Raw genomic sequence first — 24100 nt, forward strand, 5'->3', positions numbered from 1 at the left:
CCTCAGAAGTCGAGATCCGCATAGTGCGGAACCGGGGTGACGCCGCGCACGCGCTCGGACAGGAGCGGGCGGAACGAGGGGCGGGACTTCAGCCGCACGTACCATTCCTTGGCGGTGGGCGCGTCCGACCAGTCGATCTCGCCGAGATAGTCGAGCACCGAAACCGTCGCCGCGGCGGCAAGGTCGGCATAGGAAATCCGGTCGCCGGCAAGCCACGGGCGCGAGCCGGCAAGCCACGACAGGTATTTCATGTGCTGGCGGATGTTGGCGCGCGAGGTGCGCAGCACCTTGCTATCCGGCGCGCCGCCGCCCTGATCCGGCGTCATCTGCAGCTTGTAGATCCGTTCGCGCACCAGCGGCCGCGTCACGTCGGCTTCCATCTTGTGCAGGAACCATTCGGCGAGCCTGCGGATCTCGGCGCGCTGGAACGGGTCCTCGGCCAGGAGCCTCCGATCTCGTTTCATGATGCCGTTCGTCTCGTCGAGATATTCCGAGATGATCGTGGCGCCACAGAGCGCCCTCATACTGTCGTCAACATAGACCGGTAACGTGCCCGCCGGGTTGAGCGTCAGAAAGTCCCGCCGGTTTTCCCACGGCTGTTCCTCGGTCAATTCCGTCTGGTAGCCGTATTCCGAAAGGATCAGGCGCACGAACCGCGAAGCGGATGACATGGGGTGATGGTACAGTGTCGGCATCGATGATCTGGCTTCTTATGGTCTTTTTTCAGGGGACGTCAGCGTGGCGGCGCATGCGTCTGGCCACGGCTCATCAGAAAAAGCTATAGGAACTTGTGGTGGCAAACACAAGCGAATCAGCCTTTTCCTCCCACTCCAAAACTTGTCAGGAAATTCTTATATATGGCGGATCAATCGATCATCAGCGCGCTCGTCCTCGGCCTCATCGAGGGGCTCACGGAGTTCATTCCGGTGTCTTCGACGGCGCATGTGCTCCTTGCCGGGCATTTCCTCGGCTTCCGGTCGCCGGGCAACACCTTCGCTGTTCTGATACAGCTCGGCGCCATCCTGGCGATCCTGCTCGTCTATTTCCAGAGGCTTCTGTCGATCGCGCTGGCGTTGCCGACGAGCGTCAAGGCCCGCCGTTTTGTCGTGTCGGTGCTGCTTGCCTTCCTGCCGGCGGCCGTCATCGGCGCGATTGCCCATGACTTCATCAAGACCGTGCTGTTCGAAACGCCCGTGCTGATCTGCCTCGTGCTCATCGTCGGCGGTTTCATCCTGCTGGCGATCGATCGCCTGCCGCTGACGCCGCGCTACACCGATGTCATGGACTACCCGCCATCCTTGGCACTCAAGATCGGCCTGTTCCAGTGCCTGGCAATGATTCCCGGGACGTCGCGCTCGGGCGCGACCATCGCCGGTGCGCTGCTGATGGGCACGGACAAGCGGTCGGCGGCGGAATTTTCGTTCTTCCTGGCCATGCCGACCATGCTCGGCGCCTTTACGCTCGATCTCTACAAAAACCGTGATGCGCTGTCGTTCGACGATTTCACCGTCATCGCGGTCGGTTTCATCGCGGCGTTCGTTGCCGGCATCTTCGTCGTGCGCTCGCTGCTCGACTTCGTCTCGCGCCGCGGTTTCACGCCGTTTGCCATCTGGCGCATCATCGTCGGCACGGCCGGCCTCATCGGCCTCTGGATGCTCGGCTGAGTCTTCCGCTTTGCGCGTCTGCTGAGGCGCGCAAAGCCCTGCATGATGCCTTTGATCGGCGCCGACTTCATGGGCCATGCTGCAGCCAAAACAAAACCGCGTGCGTTTCAGATGAAACGCACGCGGTCCCTGGCCCCCGCCAAAAACTTTAAAGTCTATCGCCCTGTGGGCGCCGGCTTACTTGCCGGAAAGGTCGATCGACGCCGTGGTGCACGGGTCGACGCCATAGGCCGGCGTGCATCCCTTGCGGCTGCTCGCGACCGTATTCGGCGCGATGAATGAGCCAGCCAGAATGATCAGTGCCGCACACGCAAAAAAGATTGCGATCGACTTGCCCATGGACGCTATGCCTTTCGAGAGTGATGCTGTTGCCGCCGAGACGTACCTTGCGATCGGGGCGCGGGGCGGTTTTTATGCGTTGGATATGTCTTGATCAATATCAGGACATGTTGAATCTGCGGTAAATGCCATTCGCTTTTACGAGTGCGGCAGAACTGCAACGCTGTTGCCCTGATGCCACAACGAAAAACGCCGCCGGCAGGGCCGACGGCGTTTGAAAATGCCTAACGAGGCTGGTCGATCAGGCGGCGCGGCCGCTGCGCGTGTACTGGCCCTGCGGGCGATAGCGCACGAGATAGGTCGACAGGATCGATTCCAGCATCGTCGGCGTAATGCCGATGCCACGAAGTGTGCGGCCTTCGGATTCGGCCTTGGCCGAGACGATATTGTCGGATTTCAGCAACACCACCTGGTCGGGTGTGATCGGCGGCGTGATGAAGGGGATCATCGACGCGACGCTGCCCATCAGCGAGGCGATGCCGAAGGGCACCGAGACCAGCGGGCGCTTGCGGTCGATCGTCTGCAGCATGATCTCGAGACATTCGCGGAAGGTGAGAACGTCCGGTCCGCCGAGTTCGTAGGTCGTGCCAGCCGACAGCGTGCCGTCGACGGAGCGGGCGACCGTTTCGGCGACGTCGGTGACATAGACAGGCTGGAACTTGGTGTTGCCGCCGCCGATCAGCGGCAGGGCCGGTGCGAACCGGGCCATCTGGGCAAACTTGTTGAAGAAGCCGTCTTCCGGTCCGAAGACGATCGACGGGCGCAGGATGATGGCATCCGGCAGCGTTTCGCGGATGGCGGCTTCGGCGCGGCCCTTGGTGCGGGCATAGCTCGATTCCGACTTGGCATCGGCGCCGATCGCCGAGATGTGCGTGAGCTTCGCGCCGACATTGCGGGCGGCTTCCGCAACCGCGCGAGCGCCGAAATCCTGCACGGCGTCGAAGGTGTTGCGGCCGCTCTCGAACAGCACGCCGACGCAGTTGATGACGTGATCGGAACCTTCGACAGCGCGGTCGACCGACTTGCGATAGCGCAGATTGGCCTGGACGAAGGAGATCTGTCCGACATTGCCGAGCGGCTGCAGGTGACCGGCAAGATCGGGACGGCGCACGGCGACCCGGATGCGATAGCCGCGCTTGGCAAGCGCGCGCACGACATGACGGCCGACGAACCCGGATCCGCCGAAAATCGTCACCAGCGGCGGAAGGTTGGACAAGGTCATGGGAAACGCACTCCTGATCTCATTTGGAAGAATTGTCTGCTACATAGCCCAACAGCCGCGAGAGGTGAAGGCCAATCCTCCCGGCGGCGGCGTTGCATCCGCTTGGCAGCGTTCGGCGCGTCAGACGCCCTCGACGACCACCATCTCGGCGTCGGCCACCTCTTGGCGGATCGCCGCGGCAATCTGGTACTCGGGCGAATTGTAACAGTCGACGGCGGCCTGCAGCGATGGAAACTCGATGACGACGTTTCGGGCGCGAACCCCACCTTCAAGGCGTTCGAACTGACCGCCGCGCGCCAGAAAATTGGCGCCGTATTTCTCAAAGGCAGGCTTTGCGGCCGCCACATAGTCCTTATAGCGTTCCGGGTCCCGCACATCGACCCGCGCGATCCAGTATCCCTTTGCCATGCTGAACTCCTCGTCTTCAGGCATCAAAAGCAGACGGGAGTGTTACTTCCGGCAAATTCCGATCAAGGTCAAGCGCAACGGTTGCAGTGGTCGACGATGCATGACGTTGATCGCCGACCTGTTGCAAGAGGGTGCCATGATCAGCGCGAAAGCGCGCCTGTCATTTCGTCGAGAATGCCGCGGGCGGCGGCGAGCGGGTCTGCTGCTGCGACGATTGGGCGCGCAACCACCAGGTGGCTCGATCCGGCCTTCAGGGCATCTGCCGGCGTCATGACGCGTTTCTGGTCGCCCTTGTCGCTGCCGGCCGGACGAATGCCCGGGGTCACCAGCGCCATGTCGGGGCCGATGATCTTGCGAACGGCGGAGGATTCCTCGGCCGAGCAGACGATGCCGCCCATGCCGGCGATGCGCGCCTGTTCGGCCCGGCGCAGGACCAGCGTGTGCGGGTCGTATTCGTAGCCCGCATCGATCACGTCCTGCTCGTCCATCGAGGTGAGCACCGTAACGCCAAGCAGGCAGAGGTCCGATCCCCTGGCCGCTTCGACGGCCGCCTTCATCGCCTTGGGATAGGCATGCAGAGTGAGCATCGACATGCCCATCTTGGCGATGTTCTCGACGCCCTTGGCCACCGTGTTGTCGATGTCGAGCAGCTTCATGTCGAGGAAGACCTTCTTGCCGCCTGCGGCCAGATCGCGGGCGAACTCGAGGCCGCCGGCAAACACCAGCTGGTAGCCGATCTTGTAGAAGGCCACGTCGTCACCGAGCGTGGTGACGATCTTTTCGGCCTCTGCGATTGTCGGAAGATCCAGGCCGACGATCAGTCGGTCGCGTGCGGTCTCGGTCATGTCGCGGTCACCCCTGCCAGAATTCCATCGGGGTCCAGTCGCATGCGAGGGCACGATCCGCAAGGCGGAATGCGAAGAGATTGCCGCCGCCGCCGCCCTTCTGGTCGGCGCTCCGGCTGATGGCGGTAGCGCCCAGCTTGCACTTCAACAGCGTCCCGACGCCGCCATGGCCGACGAAAGCGATGGGAATGCCCGGATCGTGTTCATCAAGGATGCGGAAGACGGCAGCCGAGATGCGGGCCTGCGCGTCGATGGCGCGTTCCCAGCCGTTAAAGCTTTCGCTGGGGTTGGCAAAGAACCAGTCTGCCGCCTTCTCGAATTCGGGAGGCGGTAGGAAGCCGGTGGCCGAGCGATCGTTCTCGCCCATCGTCTCGTCGATTTCGACGGCGATGCCGGCAGCGCCGGCCAAAAGGTTCGCCGTCTCGATCGCCTTGGTCTCGTCGCTCGACACGATCCGCCCGAGCGAGCGAACCCAGGGCTGCCGCGTCGTTATCTCCGCTCGCGCACGTCCGATCTCCGACAGTCCCCATTTCGGCACGGGCACTGCCGGATCGATCTGCACCTGCGGGTGCGTGATGTAGAGGCCGAACAAGGTCGTGCTCCGTCAGTGCGCCTTGCGATAGACCCAGAGCTGCGCCGGCGGAATGTTGCGCACGACGAAGTCGAGATGCTGGATACTGTAGCGATCGGGCATTGCAACGACCGGCGATAGCGGACCGTAGGAAATCTGCACGACCGGACGACCGACCGGGATGCGCGACAGGAGATCCTCGATCAGCTCGACGCGACGGTACATCGGGAAATTGAGCAGCGGCACGGCGGAGATGACGCTGTCGAAGGTTCGGTCCTTCATCGCCCCAAGCGTCTGCTTCAGATCGAACGCGTCGCCGTTGATGAAGTTGACGTTGGCGTAGTTCGCCTTCAGCTGCTGGTAGAAGTCGGTGGAGTACTCGACGGAAACCAGATCTTCGGGTGCGATGCCGCGCTCCAGGATCGCCTTGGTGATGACGCCGGTGCCGGGCCCAAGTTCAAGAACCGGAAGCCCGGAATGGGGGTTGATGACGCTCGCCATGCGGCGTGCCGTGACGGAAGACGTCGGCAGGATGGCCCCGACCGCCTTCGCATTGCTCATCCACCCCTTGAAGAAACGGATCTCCTCGTCGAATTTCCGGCCAAGCCGTTCCTTCACCTTCACGCGCAAATTCATTGAACCCCTCAAAACCGTCGTCCTCTCATACGGATCGTCCGGTCTCGCTGATTCGAGCGGGGCACGGACATTGCGAATATAATGTGATCCCATCTGCGGCAAAAACAAGTCTGTCTACGCCTGAAAGCGTCGTCTTATCAACAACGCACGAATATCCACGCCAACAAAAAACCCGCCACGCGGGGCGTGACGGGTTGCAGTCTTCATCGCGGCACGGGCGACTAAACCCGCATCGGCATCAATACGTAGAGCGCATCTTCGGCCGCCAGATCGCGCACCAGCGTCGGCGAGCCCGGGTCTGCGAGCATGAAGATGGCGTCGGTTCCGGTCAGCTGCGAGGTGATGTCGAGCAGGTACTTGGCGTTGAAGCCGATTTCGAGCGGATCGTGCTCGTAGCCCACAGGCAGTTCTTCGGTCGCACTGCCCGAATCCGGGTTGTTGACCGTCAGTGTCATCTGGCCGTCTGTCAGCGCCAGCTTCACGGCGCGTCCGCGTTCGGAGGAAATCGTCGAAACGCGGTCGACGGCCTGGGCGAAGGACTGGCAGTCGACGCGCAGTTCCTTATCGTTGTTGGCCGGGATGACGCGCTGGTAATCCGGGAAAGTGCCGTCGATCAGCTTTGAGGTCATCACGATCGAGCCGATCGTCAGGCGGATCTTTGCGTCCGAGACTTCGACCGTCACGACGATATCGGGATTGTCGAGCAGCTTCTGCAGCTCGCTGACGGTCTTGCGCGGAATGATGATGCCGGGCATGCCCTCGGAGCCGGACGGCGCCTCGACGTCGGCGCGCGCAAGGCGGTGACCGTCTGTCGCCACGGCGCGCAGCTTCAGGTCGCCCTTGCTCTCGACCGTGTGCACGAAGATGCCGTTGAGATAGTAGCGGGTTTCCTCGGTCGAGATCGCGAACTGCGTCCGGTCGATCAGCATCTTCAGGTCTGTCGCCTTGAGGCGGAAGGTATGGGAGAAGCTGCCGGCCGTCAGGTCGGGGAAGTCGGATTGCGGCAGGCACTGCAGCGAGAATTTCGACCGGCCGGACTGGACCGTCATCGCCGTGCCCTCGGCGTTGGTCGCCAGCAGGACTTCCGAGCCATCGGGCAGCTTGCGCACGATATCGTAGAGCAGATGCGCGGGAACGGTGGTGGCGCCGGCCTGTTCGACCTGGGCCGGTGTCGCCTCGGTGATCTCGAGGTCGAGGTCGGTCGCCTTCATTTCGAGGCTGGCACCGTCGGAGCGCAACAGGACGTTCGAGAGGATCGGGATCGTATTTCGCCGTTCGACCACGCGGTGAACGTGGTTCAGCGACTTCAGAAGATTGGACCGCTCGAGAGTAATGCGCATGGGATGCTACCGCTTTCAACCGTTGCTCGGCGGGCGAGGCTCCCGCCGCAGCGTCAACTGCGAGTGTCCCGGCCGACCGACCGGAAGGATGTGGACCGGCAAAATGGCAGAAACATCGCCTGAAAAGCAAGGGGTTTGACGGGCGCTGTCCCCAGATGACGCGCGCGCCGGGTGCTTGCCGCCCTTGCCCTGCCATGTCGGCTCACTCATAAAGGCTAAAACCGGTCAGCCGGCACAGTCATCAGGAAGCTGCAGTTGGAAAAACACAAGACGTCGGACGCTACGGACGGGCAGAAGCAGCGCGGCTACCGCCTGCACAATGCCACCATTCCTGCGCGCCCGCTCGATGTTGCACTTTATCTCGTGGCGACGCCGATCGGCAATTTGGGCGACATTACCTTGCGTGCGTTGGAAACGCTTGCGGGCGCTGACGTGCTCGCCTGCGAGGACACGCGCGTGACCCGCGTGCTGCTCGACCGCTACGGCATCGTCAATCGGCCCTATGCCTACCATGAGCACAACGCCGACGAGGTCGGCCCGCGGTTGCTGGCAGCTCTTGGCGAAGGCAGGTCGGTGGCGCTGGTCTCCGATGCCGGAACGCCACTGGTCTCCGATCCCGGCTATAGGCTGGCGCAACTGGCCATCGAGGCCGGCCACCGCGTTGTGCCAATCCCCGGCGCCTCGGCGCCGCTTGCAGCCCTCGTCGGTTCCGGTCTGCCGAACGATGCCTTTCTCTTTGCCGGCTTCCTGCCGACAAAGGACAAGGCCAAGCGCGATCGGCTGCAGGAGCTGGCGACGGTGCCGGCGACGCTGATGTTCTTCGAATCGCCACACCGGATCGCGGCCACGGTAACGGCCGCCGCTGCCGTGCTCGGCGAAAACAGAAGGGCGACGGTCTGCCGCGAACTGACAAAGACCTTTGAAGAGTTCCGCCGCGGTACGCTGGGTGAGCTCAAGGCGTTCTATGAAGACGCCGGCGCGGTCAAGGGCGAGATCGTGTTCGTCATCGGCCCGCCGGACGCGCCGCCGGAGCCGGAGGCCGCCGACGTCGACGCGCTGCTCGTGCGGCTGATCGCCGACATGTCGACCGGCAAGGCGGCGACCGAAGCCGCCAAACAGACGGGCCTTCCGCGCAAGGAGCTTTACGACCGGTTGCTGGAACTGAAGGACCGCGATGGCGACTGACGGCCCCGATCGACGCAAGCTTCAGGCTCAGAGGCGCGGTCGGTTCGCCGAGTATCGCGCGGCCCTTTGCCTGATCGTCAAGGGCTATCGCATCGTCGCCATGCGCCATCGCACCAGGCTCGGCGAAATCGATATCATCGCCAGGCGGGGCGATCTCATTGCCTGCGTCGAGGTCAAGGCCCGCCGCTCGGCTGACGACGGTGTTTTTGCCGTCACCGCAACAGCGCAGCACCGCATTCGCGCCGCCAGCGACCTCTGGCTCGCGCGCCAGCCCGATTTCGCCAGGCTTTCCGTGCGTTACGACATCATCACGGTGACACCCTGGCGCTGGCCGCAACATCTGCCCGACGCCTTTTAAATCGGCGCGAGACGAGGGAAAATGATTGCGGTGTTCCGCCTGCATCCCGTCTTGGAACAAATTCGCGAATTTGTAATCGTCCCGACATAAAAGCGTTACCGGCCTGTCATGGAAGGCCACTAGTCCACTGCCATCCGCAATCCGGTGGAGAGGACCAGTCATGTTCAAGAAAATTTCGCTCGCAGCTTTCACCCTTGCTTTTTCGGCAACCTCGTCGCTTGCCGCAACCGATATTACCTGGTGGCACGGCATGGCCGGCCGCAACGGCGAAGTCATCAACGAGATCTCGCAGAAGTTCAACGAAGCCCAGAGCGCCTGCGCGCTGACGCCGGTTTCGAAGGGTACCTATGAGGAAGCGCTGGCTTCCGGCATCGCCGCATTCCGCTCGGGCGAACAGCCCAACATCCTGCAGGTTTTCGACGCGGGCGCCGCGACCATCATCAACGCCAAGGGCGCCGTCGTTCCTGCCGAAGACCTGATCATCAAGGCAGGCCACACCTTCGACCGCAACGCCTTCATTGATGGCGTGCGCTACTTCTACGCTGACAGCGAAGGCAAGTTCGTCGGCATGCCGTTCAACTCCTCGGCGCCGATCATGTACGTCAACGACGAAGCCCTGAAGAAGGCCGGCGTCGAAGCCCCGAAGACCTGGGAAGAGTTCGAGGCCGCTGCACCCAAGCTGAAGGCTGCCGGCTACATCCCGCTCGTTCAGTCGCAGCTGACCTGGCAGTTCACCGAGAACTTCTTCTCGCGCAACAACATCCAGTTCGCCACCAACAACAACGGCTACGACAGCGTCGTCGACACCACGTTGAAGGTCACTGATCCGAACCTCATCATGATGTTCGACAAGCTCAAGGCCTGGAAGGACGAAGGCTACTTCGCCTTCTACGGCGCCGGCTGGAACGACAACCAGAAGGTCTTCGAAGAAGGCAAGGCTGCATTCTGGATCGGCTCGTCCGGTTCGTTCGGTGGCCTGCAGAAGACGGCGCAGATGCCGTTCTCGGCAACGTTCCTGCCCTATTGGAACGCCATCGAAGGTGCCGGCACCAACTCCTTCATCGGTGGTGCTGCCCTGTTTGCGATGTCGGGCAAGACCGACGAGGAAAACAAGTGCGTTGCCGACTTCTTCCAGTTCCTGACCTCGCCTGAAATCCAGTACTTCTACCACAAGGCTACCGGCTACGTGGCCATCACCAAGGCAGCCTACGAACTTGCCCAGAAGGACGGCTACTACAAGGAAAAGCCGGTTGCGGAAGTCGGCATCAAGCAGCTGATGCTGCCGGCTGGTGACTGGTCGAAGGGCTACCGCCTCGGCTTCTACCCGCAGATTCGCGAGATCATGGAGCGCGAATACGGCCGCATCTTCTCCGGTGAAACCACCGTCAAGGACGCCTTCGACACCATCGAGAAGGAAGGCAACGACCTGCTCGCCCGCTTCGCCAAGACGGCCGGCTGATCTCGATGACAACTGGAACGGAACGCCTCCCCGCGACGCGGGGAGGGACTGCAACGGATGGGCGTCGCTCAGGCGCCCTCCGGCTGTTCGGCGGCAAGGCGAAGGGCGGCGATGAAGCGGCCAAGCGCGTGCAATTCTCTTCGCCCTACCTGCCCTACCTCTTCCTGGCGCCGCAACTGGCGATCATCTTCGTATTTTTCTATTGGCCGTCGATTCAGGCGATCCAGTCGTCCTTCTATCTGGAAGACCCCTTCGGCTTCGGCTCGACCTTCGTCGGCATGGCGAACTACACCGACGTGCTGAAATCCGGCGAGTATCTGGGTATCGCGCGCTTCACGGCGATCTTCACCGCGCTCGTCACCTTCTTCGCGCTGTCGATCGGCCTGCTGCTGGCCGTCAAGGCGGATGGCGTCATCCGCGGCAATGCCAGCTACAAGACGCTGCTCATCTGGGTCTATGCGATCGCGCCGCCGGTTGCCGGCCTGATCGGCATGATGTTCTTCGACCAGCATATCGGCCCGATCGTCGAACTTGCTCGATGGTTCGGCTGGGACATCAAGGTCGGCCTCAACTATTCCGATACTGCCTTCGCGATGATCGTCGTCTCGGTCTGGAAGCAGATCCCCTACAATTTCATCTTCTTCCTCTCCGGCCTGCAGGGCATCCCGGTGGCGGTGCGCGAGGCCGCGGCGATGGATTGCCGCTCGGGCTTTCGCCGCTTCTGGACGGTGATCCTGCCGCTGCTCGCACCGACCGCCTTCTTCCTTCTGATCATCAACGTCACCTATGCGCTGTTCGACACCTTCGGCGTCATCGACGTGATGGTGAAGGACAAGGCAGCAAACAATCCGATCACCCTTGTCTACAAGGTCTACATGGATGGTTTCCGCGGCAACGACCTTGGTGGCTCCTCGGCCCAGTCGGTCATCCTGATGCTCATCGTCTTCGTTCTCACCATCTTCCAGTTCCGCTTCATCGAGCGGCGCGTGCACTACAATTGAGGCGGGGCCGATGTATCGCACCAAGTTTTTCGACCACGTCATCCTGCTCTTCGGCGTCTTCATCATGGTGGCGCCTGTCGTGGTCGCCTTCATGACCTCGACACACGAGGCGGCCGATATCCACCGCAACGGCCTCAGCCTCACCTGGGGCGGCCATTTCGTCGAGACCTATGAGACCGTCTTGACGCGCAAGGGCGGCTTTACCGGCAAGATCACCGGTCTCAACATGATGATGAACTCGATGATCCTCGGCTTGGGCTTCGCGCTCGGCAAGATCATCCTGTCGATGCTGGCCGCCTATGCGATCGTCTATTTCCGCTTCCGGCTCGGCACCTTCTTCTTCTGGATCATCTTCACGACGCTGCTGCTGCCGCTCGAAGTGCGCATTCTTCCGTCCTATGAAGTGATGAACACGCTGAAGCTGACCAACACCTATACCGGCCTGATCGTGCCGCTGCTGGCGTCGGCGACGGGCACCTTCTACTTCCGGCAGTTCTTTAAGTCGGTGCCGGATGAGCTGCTCGAGGCGGCGCGCATCGATGGCGCCGGGCCGTTCAAGTTCTTCATCGACGTGCTGGTGCCGCTGTCGCGCACGATGATGGCGGCGATCTTCATCATCATGTTCGTCTATGGCTGGAACCAGTATCTCTGGCCGACATTGATGACCACCGACGAAGGCTTCTTCACGCTGGTGCGCGGCATCAAGCAGATCCTGCTCGTCTGGGTCGGCTCCAACATCCCCGATTACAACGAGGCCTTTGCGCTGGCGATCCTCGCCATGCTGCCGCCGGTCCTGATCGTGGTGATCTTCCAGCGCTGGTTCATCAAGGGCCTGACGGAAAGCGACAAGTAGACAGCGCGGAGGCGGGATTGTCCCCGCCGCGCGCTCCAACGCAATTTTACCAACGGAGGCAGCCATGGCGGCCATCACCATAGCCGAGGTCTCGAAGATCTATACCGGCAACGTCGAGGCGGTGAAGTCCGTCTCGATCGATATCGAGGACGGCGAATTCATCGTGCTGGTCGGTCCATCCGGCTGCGGCAAGTCCACGCTCCTGCGCATGGTCGCGGGGCTTGAGGGGATCTCGAAGGGCACGGTGAAAATCGGCTCGCGCGTCATCAACGAGGTCGACCCGGCCGAGCGTGATATCGCCATGGTCTTCCAGAATTATGCGCTCTATCCGCATATGACCGTATACCAGAACCTTGCCTACGGCCTGAAGAACCGCAAGACGCCGAAGGCTGAGATCGACGCTCGCGTCGCGGAAGCTGCGCGCATGCTGGAGATCGAGCCCTATCTCGACCGCAAGCCGCGCGCCCTTTCCGGTGGCCAGCGCCAGCGTGTGGCCATGGGCCGCGCGATCGTGCGCAAGCCGGCCGCCTTCCTCTTCGACGAACCCCTGTCGAACCTCGATGCCAAGCTGCGGGTCTCCATGCGCGGCGAAATCAAGCGGCTGCAGAAGCGCCTCGGCACCACGTCGCTCTACGTCACCCATGACCAGCTGGAGGCGATGACGCTTGCCGACCGGCTCGTGGTGCTGAACGGCGGCCGGATCGAGCAGATCGGCCGTCCGCTCGATGTCTATCATCGCCCGGCCTCGACCTTCGTTGCGAGCTTCATCGGCTCGCCGGCCATGAACCTGATCAAGGGCAATATCAAAGGCGCAAGCCTGCATATCGGCGCCTACCAGATCGAGCTTGGCGATCGTGCCCCGGTCGAAGGGCCGGTTACCGTCGGCCTGCGCGCGGAAGATCTGAGGCTCGCCGGTGTCGGCGAAGATGCGATGCTGTTCCAGGTCGACTATGTCGAGGAGCTGGGCGCACAACGCCTCGTCCACGGCACCCTCGAGGATCAGGCGCTGACGGTGGCGCTTTCTCCCGAAATCCCGCTCTCCGGCGATCTCGCCGTGACCATCGCGACAGACCGCCTGCATTTCTTTTCGCCCGACAATGGCAAGCGACTGGAGCGCGGCGCGTCGTTCGCCAATATGGGCGAAAGCGCACGTCCCCTCAGCCTGGAGCCGGCATTGTGATCGAAAAGACCGTCAGCATCCTTGCCGTGCCGTCGCAGGAAACCCGCGCCGGTTTCACGGCGATCGAGCGCTCGATCGCGGCCCACGACGCCGTGCTGGCGACGTTGCCCGAGATGAGCAGCATCGAAATCGGCGGCGAACCATCGTCGCGTGAACCGCTGTCCTACCCGTTCACCGTTGCTGCCTGGAACCTGGAACGCTGCCTGTTTGCGCCGGAGAGTGCGGCCCATCTGGCGGCAACCGCAGCGCCGGTCGTTCTGCTTTCGGAAATGGACAACGGCATGGCCCGCACCGGCCAGCGCCACCCGACGGCAGAAGTCGCCGCCATCCTTCAGATGCAATATGCCTATGGTGTCGAGTTCATCGAGCTTGGCCTCGGTTCCGATACGGAACTGGAATTCTGCAAGGACGATTTTAACGCGAAGGGCTTTCACGGCAACGCACTGATGGCCGCGGTGCCGCTCGCGCGACTGTTCATGCTCCGTCTCTGGGGCGAGCGGCCCTGGTTCATGGATGGCGGCGACCAGCCGCGTGTCGGCGAACGTTTTGCCGTCGGTGCGGTGATCGAGACCGAAGCCGGCCCCTTCGTTGCAGTCTCCACCCATCTCGAAAGCGCCACAACGGCGCCCTACCGCGAGCGGCAGGTCAATGAACTCATCGATGCGCTCGATGAAGCCTTCCCCGACATGCCGGTCCTGATCGGCGGCGATCTCAACACTGGCAACCATGCCGGCGGCGATTTCGAGGCCGAAGGGCTGTTTGCCATGAGTGCGGCGCGCGGCTTCACCCGCCATGGCGGACCGATCGATCAGATGACCACCCGCCCCAGCCTGATCACACGCTGGCCGGAGCGGGCGATGAAGCTCGACTGGTTTCTGTCACGGGGCCTGAAGATCGGCGAAAGCCGGATCATTTCCTCGCTCGACGCAAACGGCCGCCCGCTGTCTGATCATGATCTCATCACCTGCGTCGTCGAGGGCTTCGAGTAGCCTTGCCTAAGGCGGGTCCGCATTCTACATGTTGCGGGCTCTTTTGGAGCGGGGCGATGAAAAGGGTGTGCGACCTTCTGCACGACCCCGCTCTAACGTATTAGATTCGATCGCGATCTTGGACGAACTGATCCAATGTCATCGTGATCCAACGGGGACGGGAAGATGGCGAAAATCGTCAATGTCGGGGTCCAGATGGACCATGTTTCGGGCATCAATATCGCGGGCGATTCCACCTTCGCGATGAGCCTCGAGGCACAGGCCCGCGGCTACCGGCTCTTCCACTATACCCCCGAGAAGCTGTCGCTGCGCGACGGCAAGGTTTTCGCGACGACGCAGCAGATGACGCTTCGCGACGTCAAAGGCGACCACTTCACGCTCGGCGAGCCCGAGCGGCTCGACCTTTCGACAATGGACGTGATCATGCTGCGGCAGGATCCGCCCTTCGACATGGCCTACATCACCTCGACCCACCTGCTCGAGCGCCTGCATCCGAAGACGCTTGTCGTCAACGACCCGGCCTGGGTGCGCAATTCGCCGGAAAAGATCTTCGTCACCGAATTCGCCGACCTGATGCCGAAGACGTTGATCACCCGCGACGCGGCCGAGATCGCGCGTTTCCGCGAGGAGATGGGCGACATCATCCTGAAACCGCTCTACGGCAATGGCGGCGCCGGCGTGTTCCACTCGGCGCGTGACGATCGCAACATGTCGTCGCTGCTCGAAATGTTCGGCCAGATGTTCCGCGAACCCTTCATCGCGCAGGAGTATCTGCCGGCGGTGCGCAAGGGCGACAAGCGCATCCTGCTCGTCGACGGCGAGCCGGTGGGAGCGATCAACCGCGTGCCGGCGGAACACGACGCCCGCTCCAACATGCACGCCGGTGGCCGGCCCGAGCCGACCGAACTGACGGCGCGCGAAAAAGAAATCTGCGCCCGCATCGCCCCGGCGCTGAAGGAGCGCGGCTTCCTCTTCGTCGGTATCGACGTCATCGGCGACTACATGACCGAGATCAACGTGACGTCGCCGACCGGCATCCGCGAAGTCAAGAAGTTCGGCGGCGCCGATGTTTCCAGCCTGCTTTGGGATGCGATCGAGCGCAAGCGCGCCTGACGCTTGGCGCGCAACAGCGCGGTTTGCGATAGCGACATGGACGAAACAGCACCGTGCTCTAAGCGGACCTGAGGGATCGCACAGCAAGGGCGGTGCCTCGACCGTTCATTCGGCCTTCCGGTCGTACCCCGCCACCCGAAGCGGGTGACGTTCGGTGAATGCAATGTTCTATTATTGTTCTTGTTTTTGTACGTGTTCCGTGCAAGATTTTCCGCTGCAACCAAAAGGGTTGCGGCGGCACGGCGGGCCGCCCCGTTGAAAGAGGCGGTGATGGTTGCGCGTGTCAGTACGATTGCATTCCAGGGAATAGAAGGCGTGCCGGTCGACGTTCAGGTGATGGTCGCGCCCGGACGGGTCGGCATGCAGATCGTCGGTCTGCCAGACAAGGCTATCGCCGAAAGCCGCGAGCGGGTGCAGGCAGCCCTTCATGCATCTGGTCTGGCGCTGCCGGCAAAGAAAGTCACCGTCAATCTCGCGCCCGCGGACTTGCCGAAGGAAGGCAGCCACTTCGATCTGGCGATCGCGCTTGGCCTGATGGCGGCACTCGGCGCCATCCCCGGCGATGCGCTTGCCGGCTATGTGGTGATCGGCGAGCTTAATCTCGACGGCACGGTCGCCGCTGTCGCCGGCGCGCTGCCAGCGGCAATCGGCGCCAATGCGCTCGGCAAGGGATTGATCTGCCCGGCCGAAAGCGGACCGGAGGCGGCCTGGGCCGGCGCCGACATCGATATTCTGGCACCCCGCAGCCTGATCGCCGTCGCCAATCATTTCCGGGGAACGCAGGTGCTTTCCCGGCCCGAGCCGGCCATCCGCGCCGGTGCCGCGGATCTGCCCGATCTTGCCGATATCAAGGGGCAGGAGAGTGCCAAGCGCGCGCTCGAAGTGGCGGCAGCCGGCAACCACAATCTCTTGATGATCGGCCCACCGGGCTCGGGCAAATCGATGCTGGCTTCGCGCCTGCCGTCGATCCTGCCGCCGTTGACCCCGGCCGAACTGCTCGAAGTCTCGATGATCCACTCGATCGCCGGGCAACTTCCGGGCGGCAAGCTATCCGACCGGCGGCCGTTCCGCACCCCGCATCATTCCGCCACCATGGCGGCCATGATCGGTGGCGGCTTGCGCGCCAAACCCGGCGAGGCGTCGCTCGCCCACAACGGCGTGCTGTTTCTTGACGAGTTTCCGGAGTTCACGCCGCAGGTTCTCGACGCGTTGCGCCAGCCGCTGGAAACGGCCGAATGCATCATTGCCCGTGCCAACCACCGGGTCAGCTATCCCGCCGCAATCCAGCTGGTGGCGGCGATGAACCCATGCCGGTGCGGCATGGCGGGTGAACCCGGCCGCAGTTGCGCCCGCGGACCGCGCTGCATGAGCGATTACCAGGCGCGCATCTCCGGCCCGCTGATGGACCGGATCGATCTTCGCATCGACGTGCCGGCCGTCAGTGCCGCCGACCTGATCCGGCCGATGGCGGCAGAGGCGAGTTCGGTCGTGGCGCGACGTGTGGCCCGCGCCCGCGAGCTGCAGCTCGATCGCTTCGCCGCGCTCGGCAGTCGCGAATCCACAAGCAACGCCCGTTGCTCGACGGCGATGATCGAGCGCATTGCCGAGCCCGATGCGTCGGGGCTGCAATTGCTGCGGGACGCGGCCGAGAAGCTGAAGTTTTCCGCGCGCGGTTATCATCGCGTGCTGAAGGTCGCGCGCACGCTTGCGGATCTCGACGGGGCGGCGACGGTCGGTCGCGTTCATCTTGCCGAGGCGATTTCCTACCGCATCGCCGGCGAGCGTCTGCAGGCGGCGGCGTAAAGCTATGGTCGGGTGCGGTGTCTGTTACCGCAGGTGCGGCAGTCGGCGTCCTTGCTTTCATGCCGCCGCCTGAAAAGCATCGCCGAGCAACAAAAAGGGCGCCACAGCGCCCTTTCGTGCATCACCTATAGCAAAACGCTTACGCGCCCAGACCGTCGAAAAGCACTGTCGAAAGATACCGTTCCGCAAAGGACGGAATGATGACGACGATGTTTTTGCCGGCGTTTTCCTCGCGTTGGCCGATCTCGATGGCCGCGGTGAGCGCAGCACCCGAGGAGATGCCGACTGGCACGCCTTCGAGCCTGGCGACGAGCCGCGCGATCTCGACGGCTTCGCCGCTGTTGACGGTGACGACTTCGTCATAGATGCCGGTGTCGAGGATCGCGGGCGCAAAGCCGGCGCCGATGCCCTGGATCTTGTGCGGGCCGGGGTTGCCGCCCGAAAGCACAGGCGATTCCTCGGGCTCGACGGCAATCACCTTGATCGACGGCTTGCGCGCCTTCAACACCTGGCCGGCGCCGGTGATGGTGCCGCCGGTGCCGATGCCGGAGACGAAAATGTCGACTGCGCCGTCGGTGTCGTTCCAGATTTCCTCAGCCGTCGTCTTGCGGTGGATTTCCGGGTTGGCCGGGTTTTCGAACTGCTGCGGGATGATGGCATCCGGCAGCGTCTCGACCAGTTCCTGCGCCTTGGCAATCGCCCCCTTCATGCCCTTGGCGCCCTCGGTCAGCACGAGTTCGGCGCCAAGCAGCGCCAGCATCTTGCGGCGCTCGACCGACATGGTTTCCGGCATGGTCAGGATCAGCTTGTAGCCCTTGGCGGCGGCGACGAAGGCAAGCGCGATACCGGTATTGCCCGAGGTCGGCTCCACCAGCGTGGTGCGACCGGGTACGATCTTGCCCTGCGCTTCCAGGCTCTCGATCATGGCGACGCCGATGCGGTCCTTGACCGAAGCGATCGGGTTGAAGAATTCGAGCTTGGCGAGAAGGTTGGCTTTCACGCCCTTTTCCTTGGCAAGCTTGTCGAGCCGCACGATGGGAGTGTCGCCGATCGTTTCCGTGATCGAGGAATAGACGCGGCCGCGGCCGGGCTTGCGCGTGTCAGACATTGAGTTTCTCCCTTGGGTTCGATCTGTTTGGTTGTGACAATAGGGACAATGCTCGTTCTATTCCAGAACGGTAACCGCGACGGGGCGATCCGCCGAAGGAAAAAACACCGGCGTAAGTGCTTTCAAGGGAATGTTTTTTCAGGCAGCGCGGGTGGCGATATAGGCCGCAGTGCCGGCAAGCACGCCTGCCGCAACCCGGTTCAGCGCCTGCAACGCCTTCGGCTGCTTGAGCAACGTGCGCGCCCGGGCAGCAAGCAGGATATAGGGCAGAAGCACTGTCAGCAGCACAAGGAAGGTCGCGATCAGCAACAGCCCGTATTCGCGCGGCCCGATCACGGCGATGTCGATCAGCGTTGGAACCAGCGCCACATAAAACAGCATGGTCTTCGGATTGCCGAGCGTGACGAGCAGACCGGAAAGGAACGATATCGACATGCTCTTGGACGTCTTCGCCTTGATGTCCTGTGGCAACAGGCCTGATGTCCAGAGCTTCCAGGCGATGTAGCCGAGGTAGAGAACGCCGGCGAACTTGACGATCAGGAAGGCGGTGGTGAAGGTCTGCGCGATCAGCGCCAGGCCGAGCACCACGGCGGTCAGGTAAACCATGTCGCCGACGATCAGGCCGAGTCCCATGAAGAAGGTCTCGCGAAAGCCGGAGCCGAGCGCCCGTGCGACGAGCGCGGTCACGCCGGGGCCGGGAATGATGGCCGCGATGAACAGAGCGCCACTATAGGCAAGCAGGGCTGCAAGCGTCATGATCGTTCCTCATGGGTGGCGACGCCGCTTTTTAGCGCAGAGCGTCGAAAATGGAAATCGGGATTGGCGGGCGGGCGGCAATTTCGCGACAAAATTGATCGGGTGACAAGTCCGGCATTGTCCGGGCTCTGCGGATGCGTAGAGCTTTGGCAGACACTCAATGAAGGCGCCCTCATGCCCGAGCTCCAGAACCTCATCGGCTTTGCCCTTATTGCCCTCGGCATGGTGCTGACTCCAGGGCCGAACATGATCTACCTGATCTCTCGCTCGATCAGCCAGGGGCCGGCCGCGGGCCTGATCTCGCTTGGCGGCGTCGCGCTCGGCTTTGTCGTCTACATGATCTCCGCGGCTCTCGGCATCACCGCGCTGCTCCTAGCCGTGCCTTTCGCCTATGACGCCCTGCGGCTGGCCGGTGCCGCCTATCTCGTCTATCTCGCCTGGCAGGCGGTCCGGCCCGGCGGGCGCTCGCCGTTCCAGGTCAAGAACCTGCCGAAGGACGGCCCGCGCAAGCTGTTCCTGATGGGGTTTCTGACGAGCCTTCTGAACCCGAAAGTCGCCGTCCTCTATCTCTCGCTTCTGCCGCAGTTCATCCGCCCGGAGGCGGGCAACGTGCTCGCGCAGTCGATGATCTTCGGCTCGATCCAGATTGCCACCAGCGTCACGGTCAATGCGATGATCGCGCTTGCCGCAAGCTCGATCGCCGCCTTCCTGGCCGGTCGCCCGCTGTTCATGGTGGTACAGCGCTGGGCGATGGGCACGGCTCTGTTCGGCTTCGCCGTCAGCATGGCCGCCGAGGCGCGCCGCTGACGGGCCTCGGCCAGGGTCTCCCTTATTCGAACATCGGCCGCATGAAGCTGCGTTCGTAGCTGACGATGCAGCGTGTCTTTTCGCCGTAGGCGAAGGCCTCCAGGCATTCCGGATCCTTGGCCATCTTCTCGCGATAGATCTCGTATTCGGCGAGGCTGGGGAAGGTGAAGAGCGCCAGCGCGATGTTGTTGGCGCCCTCGTGCGGCATGAAGTAGCCGTGGTGGGTGCCACCAAGCCGGTTGACGAGCGGTATCCAGAGTTTGGCGTAGTGCTCGAACTCGGCCAGCTTGTAGGGGTCGATAACGTATTTCAGATAGCAGGTGATCATGCGGTTCTCCCTTCGCGTCTGCGCTTGATAGGGGAGGCGATCCGAAGTTTCCAGCCGAGATTCATGCCGGCAGCAGCCAGCAGGATGGCGATCGATCCGAGGATCTGGATCGGCTGCAGCGCATGACCGAAGGCGAGACGATCGACGACGATGGCGGCGATCGGGTAGATGAAGGACAAGGCCCCGGTCATGTGCGTCGGCAACCTCTGAATGGCGCCATAGAGCAGCACGTACATGATGCCGGTATGGATGACGCCGACGGCAATCAGGATCGACCATTGCTCGGCACCGGAAGGGGTGGGGGCGGCAAGGGCCATCGGTGCCAGCATCAGCGTGCCGGTCACCACCTGGATCAGGGCTATCAGGTGCGGCGGCGTTCCCTTGAGCAGCTTGGTGAGCAAGGCCGCGATCGCGTAGAAGAAGGCAGCACCGATCGAAAGTGCGATGCCAACAAGGTAATCCTCCGGCGCAAAGCCGCCGCCGGGCTTGGCCGAGATGATCGCCAGCATGCCGGCAAAGGAGATCGACAGCCAGAAGACCTTGGTCGCGGTGATCTTTTCGCCGAGGAACAGGGCGCCGAGCCCGAGAAGCATGAACGGCTGGGTGTTGTAGACCATCGTCGCGATCGAGATCGACGCATGCGAATAGGCGGCAAACAGCAACAGCCAGTTGACGACGATGGCGATGCCGCCGGCAATCGACAGCAGCACGACCCGCCGGGTGAAATGGCGCCGGTCGAGGAGGCCGAGCATGGCCGCGATCGCCACCAGCGTCACCGCGCCGAAAACGCAACGCCAGAAGACGACGCTGGTCACCGGCTGACCTGACATCAGCACGAACCAGCCGATCGTGCCCGATATCAGCATCGCCGCCGTCATTTCGGCACTGCCTCTTTTGATGTCTGCGCCCATGGCGATCACTCCTCGATTGATGGCCCAAGATTAATCGGCATCATCAGCAGTTTATATGGAAGATCGCAGGCATTTAGGTTATTTTACCTAAACATCGAAGACGGTTTCGATGTTTTGGCTTATGAGGTTTGCCGATGCTGGATGAACTTGATCGCCGCATTCTGGATATCCTGGCCGCAAATGCGCGCGTGTCGCTGAAGGAGCTGGCGCAGGAGGCGGGCCTGTCCTCGCCCAGTGCCGCCGAGCGCCTGCGCAAGCTGGAGGAGCGCGGCGTGCTCGACGGTTTCACCATCGCCCTCAATCCTGTGAAGCTCGGCTATCCCCTGCAGGCGATCATCCGCGTCCGGCCGATGCCGGGCATGCTGCATATCGTCGAGAAACTGATCCAGGAGACGCCGCAGGTCGTCGAATGCGACAAGGTCACCGGCGACGACTGTTTCATCGCCAAGCTGTTCGTGCGGGATATGGCGGAGCTGGACACGCTGCTTGATCGCATCGCCGAGAAGGCGCAGACCAACACGTCGATCGTCAAGTCGACGCCGGTGAAGCGGCGCTTGCCGCCGCTTATCTGATTGGGGTTTTCAGATTATACAATTGCGGACGGAAAACCGCTTCGCGCTTTTCCTGGAAGTGCTTCAGACGCCGGTCGAGCCGAAGCCACCGGCGCCGCGTGTCGTCTCGCTGGCGCTGTCGGCCTCGCGCACGCTCACCTGGGTCACCGGCGCAATCACCATCTGCGCGATGCGCATGCCGCGCTCGATGACGAAATCCGCGTCACCGAGATTGACGAGCAGCACCTTCACCTCGCCGCGATAATCGCTGTCGATCGTGCCCGGCGTGTTGAGGCAGGTGATGCCGTTCTTGAAGGCAAGGCCGGAGCGCGGGCGGATCTGCGCCTCATAGCCCGCCGGGATCTCGAAGATGAAGCCGGTCGGCACCAGCGCCCGTTTTCCCGGTGCAAGCGTCATCGGCTCGTTTGCGCCAACTGCGGCGCGCAAATCCATGCCGGCTGCACCCTCGGTCTCATAGGCCGGCAGGTCCAATGCCTCGGCATGCGGCAGGCGAATGAGGGTGAGGGCGGGTTTTGTCTGGGGCGTGTGCATGGTCATTGATCCATAAGCCGGGCGCTCGCAGCACCGGTCAATTGCATAATGAGGGCCGAGCCTGTAAAGACGCCGCAACTCACAGGATTCTACGATATGGCCGAAAGTCTCGCCGAGGCGGTATCCCGCCGCCGCACATTTGCGATCATCGCCCACCCCGACGCGGGTAAGACCACCCTCACCGAAAAGCTGCTGCTGTTCGGCGGCGCCATTCAGCTCGCCGGCGAAGTCAAGGCCAAGAAGGATCGCATCCAGACCCGTTCGGACTGGATGAAGATCGAGCGCGAGCGCGGCATCTCGGTCGTCACCTCGGTGATGACCTTCGAATATGGCGGCAATGTCTTCAACATCCTCGACACGCCCGGTCACGAAGACTTTGCCGATGACACCTACCGCACGCTGACGGCGGTCGATGCCGCGGTCATGGTCATCGACGCCGCCAAGGGTATCGAGCCGCGGACGCTGAAGCTGTTCGAAGTCTGCCGCATGCGCGACATCCCGATCATCACCTTCGTCAACAAGATGGACCGCGAGAGCCGCGACCCCTTCGAGATTCTCGACGAGGTCGAAGAGAAGCTGGCGCTCGACTGCGCGCCGGTGACCTGGCCGATCGGTCGCTCCAAGACCTTTTGCGGTTCCTATCACCTTGCCGACAACACCGTGCGCGGCGCCGATACGCAGGAAGTGCTGACCCGGGTCAACGGTCCCGAGATGGTCGCCCACCGCCTGCCGGAAAACGAACGCGAGGCCTTCATCGAAGAGACGTCGCTGGCGATCGAGGCATGCAAGCCGTTCGACAAGAAGGCCTTCCTCGAAGGCCACCTGACGCCGGTATTCTTCGGCTCGGCGCTCCGCAACTACGGTGTGCGCGACCTGATCAATGCGCTTGGCGAGATCGCCCCGCCGCCGCGCGACCAGGTCGCCGATACGCGTACCGTACATGCGACCGACGACAAGATGACCGCCTTCGTCTTCAAGATCCAGGCGAACATGGACCCGAACCACCGCGACCGCATCGCCTTTGCCCGTGTCTGCTCCGGCAAGCTCGAGCGTGGCATGAAGGCGCGTCTGGCGCGCACCGGCAAGCAGCTGGGCCTGAGCGCCCCGCAGTTCTTCTTCGCTTCGCAGCGCCAGCTGGCCGATACGGCCTATGCCGGCGACGTTGTCGGCATTCCGAACCACGGCACCTTGCGCATCGGCGATACGCTGACGGAAGGTGAACATCTGGTCTTCCAGGGCGTGCCGAACTTCTCGCCGGAAATTCTGCGCCGCGTGCGGCTCGAAGATGCGATGAAGGCGAAGAAGCTGAAGGAAGCGCTGCAGCAGATGGCCGAAGAGGGCGTCGTTCAGCTGTTCTCGCCGGAAGACGGCTCGCCGGCGATCGTCGGCGTCGTGGGCGCGCTGCAGCTCGACGTTCTGAAGGAGCGCCTGCAGGGAGAATACGGCCTGCCGGTGTCGTTCGAAATGTCGCGCTTCTCCGTCTGCCGCTGGATCTCGTCCGACCAGCCCGCCGAACTCGACAAGTTCGTCACCGCGCGCCGCGGCGATATCGCCCGCGACCTCGACGGCGACCCGGTGTTCCTGGCGCAGGACAGCTTCTCGCTGCGTTACGAGGCCGAGCGCTATCCGGCGATCAAGATGGTCGCGATCAAGGAGTACCACGTCGCCAAGGCGGCGTGATCGACAGCGATATCAGCCGGCGGCATCCGCCGGCTGCCCCCCAGCCGTTCAGGGAGTGGCCCCTCGAGGGTCGACATGCGCAGAGCCAGCACCAGCTGTGTCACCCGGAGGGTGACGAAGGCATAGATCGCCAACAGCAGGATCTGCAGCGCCAGATGCCGACGCACCTTCGACAGCCTGTGCAGGCCATCCGCCAGATTGAGCAGAAACAGGACGACGCCGATGGTGGAGACGATGTAACCCGCCACGGCGGTGTTCGGCAGCCCCTTGATATCGAGGCTGCGACCGTTCTCGACCGCATGCATGCCGGCGGCGATCACCAGCGTCGCGACCACCAGGTTGCGCACGTGGCGAAAGATCTCCTCGAGCCCGCCATTGTCAAACAGCATCCGCCGCGCCAGGCTGAATTTCGAACGCATGCCTTCTGTCATTGTCGCCTCT

Annotated in this window: 27 protein-coding genes; 13 read left to right on the plus strand and 14 right to left on the minus strand. The window is 62.8% G+C overall.

Annotated features, from left to right (window positions below; all coding sequences use genetic code 11):
• Nucleotides 1-2: 2 nt before the first annotated feature.
• Complete coding sequence (locus AC1Q80_RS01300; protein ID WP_492359436.1) at nucleotides 3-695, minus strand: glutathione S-transferase family protein; 693 nt, start codon at nucleotides 693-695, stop codon at nucleotides 3-5.
• 162 nt (nucleotides 696-857) lie between these two features.
• Here AC1Q80_RS01300 and AC1Q80_RS01305 point away from each other — a divergent pair, with 162 nt between their 5' ends.
• Nucleotides 858-1664 (plus strand): undecaprenyl-diphosphate phosphatase, encoded by an 807-nt coding sequence (locus tag AC1Q80_RS01305; RefSeq protein ID WP_173418738.1) that lies wholly within the window; start codon nucleotides 858-860, stop codon nucleotides 1662-1664.
• A 177-nt stretch (nucleotides 1665-1841) separates the two neighbouring features.
• Here the strand turns inward: AC1Q80_RS01305 and AC1Q80_RS01310 are convergent, their stop codons facing one another.
• The 7 genes from AC1Q80_RS01310 to dnaN all read right to left on the minus strand — a co-directional run bounded on the left by AC1Q80_RS01310 (nucleotide 1842) and on the right by dnaN (nucleotide 7025).
• A complete protein-coding gene (locus AC1Q80_RS01310; RefSeq protein WP_173418739.1) occupies nucleotides 1842-2003 on the minus strand; it encodes a hypothetical protein in 162 nt (53 codons plus the stop codon).
• A 241-nt stretch (nucleotides 2004-2244) separates the two neighbouring features.
• A complete protein-coding gene (locus AC1Q80_RS01315; protein ID WP_209788000.1) occupies nucleotides 2245-3225 on the minus strand; it encodes a complex I NDUFA9 subunit family protein in 981 nt (326 codons plus the stop codon).
• A 120-nt stretch (nucleotides 3226-3345) separates the two neighbouring features.
• Nucleotides 3346-3633 carry a DUF1330 domain-containing protein gene (locus AC1Q80_RS01320; RefSeq protein WP_173418741.1) on the minus strand — a complete coding sequence of 96 codons (288 nt, stop codon included), beginning with the start codon at nucleotides 3631-3633 and terminating at the stop codon, nucleotides 3346-3348.
• Nucleotides 3634-3773: 140 nt separating this feature from the next.
• Nucleotides 3774-4478 carry an orotidine-5'-phosphate decarboxylase gene (gene pyrF, locus AC1Q80_RS01325; RefSeq protein WP_173418742.1) on the minus strand — a complete coding sequence of 235 codons (705 nt, stop codon included), beginning with the start codon at nucleotides 4476-4478 and terminating at the stop codon, nucleotides 3774-3776.
• A 7-nt stretch (nucleotides 4479-4485) separates the two neighbouring features.
• Complete coding sequence (locus AC1Q80_RS01330) at nucleotides 4486-5070, minus strand: histidine phosphatase family protein (RefSeq protein WP_492359437.1); 585 nt, start codon at nucleotides 5068-5070, stop codon at nucleotides 4486-4488.
• A 12-nt stretch (nucleotides 5071-5082) separates the two neighbouring features.
• Complete coding sequence (gene pmtA / locus AC1Q80_RS01335; protein WP_173418744.1) at nucleotides 5083-5685, minus strand: phospholipid N-methyltransferase PmtA; 603 nt, start codon at nucleotides 5683-5685, stop codon at nucleotides 5083-5085.
• A 221-nt stretch (nucleotides 5686-5906) separates the two neighbouring features.
• Nucleotides 5907-7025 (minus strand): DNA polymerase III subunit beta, encoded by a 1119-nt coding sequence (gene dnaN, locus AC1Q80_RS01340; RefSeq protein WP_173418745.1) that lies wholly within the window; start codon nucleotides 7023-7025, stop codon nucleotides 5907-5909.
• A gap of 255 nt (nucleotides 7026-7280) precedes the next feature.
• On the opposite strand from dnaN, the gene rsmI reads away from it, so the two are divergent.
• From rsmI to AC1Q80_RS01385, 9 genes are all read left to right on the plus strand, one after another.
• Nucleotides 7281-8210 (plus strand): 16S rRNA (cytidine(1402)-2'-O)-methyltransferase, encoded by a 930-nt coding sequence (gene rsmI / locus AC1Q80_RS01345; protein ID WP_492359438.1) that lies wholly within the window; start codon nucleotides 7281-7283, stop codon nucleotides 8208-8210.
• Nucleotides 8200-8568, plus strand: a complete 369-nt coding sequence (locus AC1Q80_RS01350; protein WP_492359439.1) for a YraN family protein — start codon at nucleotides 8200-8202, stop codon at nucleotides 8566-8568. Before rsmI ends, AC1Q80_RS01350 begins: the two co-directional genes overlap by 11 nt.
• 160 nt (nucleotides 8569-8728) lie before the next feature.
• Nucleotides 8729-10027, plus strand: coding sequence for an extracellular solute-binding protein (locus tag AC1Q80_RS01355; protein ID WP_173418748.1), 1299 nt, complete (start codon nucleotides 8729-8731; stop codon nucleotides 10025-10027).
• Between the two features lie 5 nt (nucleotides 10028-10032).
• Nucleotides 10033-11028 (plus strand): ABC transporter permease subunit, encoded by a 996-nt coding sequence (locus AC1Q80_RS01360; protein WP_234902759.1) that lies wholly within the window; start codon nucleotides 10033-10035, stop codon nucleotides 11026-11028.
• 10 nt (nucleotides 11029-11038) lie between these two features.
• The gene (gene ugpE, locus AC1Q80_RS01365; RefSeq protein ID WP_492359440.1) at nucleotides 11039-11881 is read left to right on the plus strand and encodes a sn-glycerol-3-phosphate ABC transporter permease UgpE; all 843 of its coding nucleotides are present in this window, start codon (nucleotides 11039-11041) and stop codon (nucleotides 11879-11881) included.
• Between the two features lie 64 nt (nucleotides 11882-11945).
• Nucleotides 11946-13061, plus strand: a complete 1116-nt coding sequence (locus tag AC1Q80_RS01370; protein WP_492359441.1) for a sn-glycerol-3-phosphate import ATP-binding protein UgpC — start codon at nucleotides 11946-11948, stop codon at nucleotides 13059-13061.
• Entirely contained in the window at nucleotides 13058-14050 is a 993-nt protein-coding gene (locus AC1Q80_RS01375; protein WP_173418751.1) for an endonuclease/exonuclease/phosphatase family protein, read from the plus strand. Before AC1Q80_RS01370 ends, AC1Q80_RS01375 begins: the two co-directional genes overlap by 4 nt.
• Before the next feature lie 165 nt (nucleotides 14051-14215).
• Entirely contained in the window at nucleotides 14216-15163 is a 948-nt protein-coding gene (gene gshB / locus AC1Q80_RS01380; RefSeq protein WP_173418752.1) for a glutathione synthase, read from the plus strand.
• Nucleotides 15164-15433: 270 nt separating this feature from the next.
• A complete protein-coding gene (locus AC1Q80_RS01385; RefSeq protein ID WP_492359442.1) occupies nucleotides 15434-16966 on the plus strand; it encodes a YifB family Mg chelatase-like AAA ATPase in 1533 nt (510 codons plus the stop codon).
• Between the two features lie 139 nt (nucleotides 16967-17105).
• Here AC1Q80_RS01385 and cysK read toward each other — a convergent pair whose 3' ends face one another.
• Nucleotides 17106-18074: a cysteine synthase A gene (cysK, locus tag AC1Q80_RS01390; RefSeq protein WP_173418754.1), complete on the minus strand. Its 969-nt coding sequence runs from the start codon at nucleotides 18072-18074 to the stop codon at nucleotides 17106-17108.
• A gap of 138 nt (nucleotides 18075-18212) precedes the next feature.
• Nucleotides 18213-18830 (minus strand): LysE family translocator, encoded by a 618-nt coding sequence (locus tag AC1Q80_RS01395; RefSeq protein ID WP_173418755.1) that lies wholly within the window; start codon nucleotides 18828-18830, stop codon nucleotides 18213-18215.
• Nucleotides 18831-19004: 174 nt separating this feature from the next.
• Between AC1Q80_RS01395 and AC1Q80_RS01400 the strand changes: the two genes are divergently transcribed.
• The gene (locus AC1Q80_RS01400; protein WP_209787986.1) at nucleotides 19005-19637 is read left to right on the plus strand and encodes a LysE family translocator; all 633 of its coding nucleotides are present in this window, start codon (nucleotides 19005-19007) and stop codon (nucleotides 19635-19637) included.
• 22 nt (nucleotides 19638-19659) lie between these two features.
• Here AC1Q80_RS01400 and AC1Q80_RS01405 read toward each other — a convergent pair whose 3' ends face one another.
• Nucleotides 19660-19965 (minus strand): NIPSNAP family protein, encoded by a 306-nt coding sequence (locus AC1Q80_RS01405; RefSeq protein WP_173418757.1) that lies wholly within the window; start codon nucleotides 19963-19965, stop codon nucleotides 19660-19662.
• Nucleotides 19962-20876, minus strand: coding sequence for a DMT family transporter (locus tag AC1Q80_RS01410; RefSeq protein ID WP_492359443.1), 915 nt, complete (start codon nucleotides 20874-20876; stop codon nucleotides 19962-19964). The genes AC1Q80_RS01405 and AC1Q80_RS01410 overlap by 4 nt, the downstream gene beginning before the upstream one ends.
• A gap of 134 nt (nucleotides 20877-21010) precedes the next feature.
• Here AC1Q80_RS01410 and AC1Q80_RS01415 point away from each other — a divergent pair, with 134 nt between their 5' ends.
• A complete protein-coding gene (locus AC1Q80_RS01415; protein WP_209787981.1) occupies nucleotides 21011-21448 on the plus strand; it encodes an Lrp/AsnC family transcriptional regulator in 438 nt (145 codons plus the stop codon).
• Between the two features lie 63 nt (nucleotides 21449-21511).
• Here AC1Q80_RS01415 and dut read toward each other — a convergent pair whose 3' ends face one another.
• Nucleotides 21512-21979 carry a dUTP diphosphatase gene (dut, locus tag AC1Q80_RS01420; RefSeq protein WP_492359444.1) on the minus strand — a complete coding sequence of 156 codons (468 nt, stop codon included), beginning with the start codon at nucleotides 21977-21979 and terminating at the stop codon, nucleotides 21512-21514.
• Nucleotides 21980-22075: 96 nt separating this feature from the next.
• On the opposite strand from dut, the gene AC1Q80_RS01425 reads away from it, so the two are divergent.
• The gene (locus AC1Q80_RS01425; RefSeq protein WP_173418761.1) at nucleotides 22076-23659 is read left to right on the plus strand and encodes a peptide chain release factor 3; all 1584 of its coding nucleotides are present in this window, start codon (nucleotides 22076-22078) and stop codon (nucleotides 23657-23659) included.
• Here the strand turns inward: AC1Q80_RS01425 and AC1Q80_RS01430 are convergent.
• The gene (locus AC1Q80_RS01430) at nucleotides 23602-24090 is read right to left on the minus strand and encodes a hypothetical protein (protein WP_492359445.1); all 489 of its coding nucleotides are present in this window, start codon (nucleotides 24088-24090) and stop codon (nucleotides 23602-23604) included. The two genes, AC1Q80_RS01425 and AC1Q80_RS01430, sit on opposite strands and share 58 nt — an antisense overlap.
• Nucleotides 24091-24100 lie beyond the last annotated feature (10 nt).

The sequence above is a fragment of the Ensifer sp. GW823-FHT05D09 genome, assembly GCF_058795755.1.

Excerpts from the sequence above, each read along its gene's own strand:
- cysK (WP_173418754.1), bottom strand. The coding sequence starts at position 18,074 with ATGTCTGACACGCGCAAGCCCGGCCGCGGCCGCGTCTATTCCTCGATC.
- AC1Q80_RS01405 (WP_173418757.1), bottom strand. The coding sequence starts at position 19,965 with ATGATCACCTGCTATCTGAAATACGTTATCGACCCCTACAAGCTGGCC.
- AC1Q80_RS01415 (WP_209787981.1), top strand. The coding sequence starts at position 21,011 with ATGCTGGATGAACTTGATCGCCGCATTCTGGATATCCTGGCCGCAAAT.
- dut (WP_492359444.1), bottom strand. The coding sequence starts at position 21,979 with ATGCACACGCCCCAGACAAAACCCGCCCTCACCCTCATTCGCCTGCCG.
- AC1Q80_RS01425 (WP_173418761.1), top strand. The coding sequence starts at position 22,076 with ATGGCCGAAAGTCTCGCCGAGGCGGTATCCCGCCGCCGCACATTTGCG.
- pyrF (WP_173418742.1), bottom strand. The coding sequence starts at position 4,478 with ATGACCGAGACCGCACGCGACCGACTGATCGTCGGCCTGGATCTTCCG.
- AC1Q80_RS01400 (WP_209787986.1), top strand. The coding sequence starts at position 19,005 with ATGCCCGAGCTCCAGAACCTCATCGGCTTTGCCCTTATTGCCCTCGGC.
- AC1Q80_RS01360 (WP_234902759.1), top strand. The coding sequence starts at position 10,033 with ATGACAACTGGAACGGAACGCCTCCCCGCGACGCGGGGAGGGACTGCA.
- AC1Q80_RS01370 (WP_492359441.1), top strand. The coding sequence starts at position 11,946 with ATGGCGGCCATCACCATAGCCGAGGTCTCGAAGATCTATACCGGCAAC.
- dnaN (WP_173418745.1), bottom strand. The coding sequence starts at position 7,025 with ATGCGCATTACTCTCGAGCGGTCCAATCTTCTGAAGTCGCTGAACCAC.
- AC1Q80_RS01350 (WP_492359439.1), top strand. The coding sequence starts at position 8,200 with ATGGCGACTGACGGCCCCGATCGACGCAAGCTTCAGGCTCAGAGGCGC.
- AC1Q80_RS01320 (WP_173418741.1), bottom strand. The coding sequence starts at position 3,633 with ATGGCAAAGGGATACTGGATCGCGCGGGTCGATGTGCGGGACCCGGAA.
- AC1Q80_RS01430 (WP_492359445.1), bottom strand. The coding sequence starts at position 24,090 with ATGACAGAAGGCATGCGTTCGAAATTCAGCCTGGCGCGGCGGATGCTG.
- pmtA (WP_173418744.1), bottom strand. The coding sequence starts at position 5,685 with ATGAATTTGCGCGTGAAGGTGAAGGAACGGCTTGGCCGGAAATTCGAC.
- AC1Q80_RS01395 (WP_173418755.1), bottom strand. The coding sequence starts at position 18,830 with ATGACGCTTGCAGCCCTGCTTGCCTATAGTGGCGCTCTGTTCATCGCG.
- AC1Q80_RS01300 (WP_492359436.1), bottom strand. The coding sequence starts at position 695 with ATGCCGACACTGTACCATCACCCCATGTCATCCGCTTCGCGGTTCGTG.
- gshB (WP_173418752.1), top strand. The coding sequence starts at position 14,216 with ATGGCGAAAATCGTCAATGTCGGGGTCCAGATGGACCATGTTTCGGGC.
- ugpE (WP_492359440.1), top strand. The coding sequence starts at position 11,039 with ATGTATCGCACCAAGTTTTTCGACCACGTCATCCTGCTCTTCGGCGTC.
- AC1Q80_RS01310 (WP_173418739.1), bottom strand. The coding sequence starts at position 2,003 with ATGGGCAAGTCGATCGCAATCTTTTTTGCGTGTGCGGCACTGATCATT.
- AC1Q80_RS01315 (WP_209788000.1), bottom strand. The coding sequence starts at position 3,225 with ATGACCTTGTCCAACCTTCCGCCGCTGGTGACGATTTTCGGCGGATCC.
- AC1Q80_RS01305 (WP_173418738.1), top strand. The coding sequence starts at position 858 with ATGGCGGATCAATCGATCATCAGCGCGCTCGTCCTCGGCCTCATCGAG.
- AC1Q80_RS01385 (WP_492359442.1), top strand. The coding sequence starts at position 15,434 with ATGGTTGCGCGTGTCAGTACGATTGCATTCCAGGGAATAGAAGGCGTG.
- AC1Q80_RS01355 (WP_173418748.1), top strand. The coding sequence starts at position 8,729 with ATGTTCAAGAAAATTTCGCTCGCAGCTTTCACCCTTGCTTTTTCGGCA.
- AC1Q80_RS01410 (WP_492359443.1), bottom strand. The coding sequence starts at position 20,876 with ATGGGCGCAGACATCAAAAGAGGCAGTGCCGAAATGACGGCGGCGATG.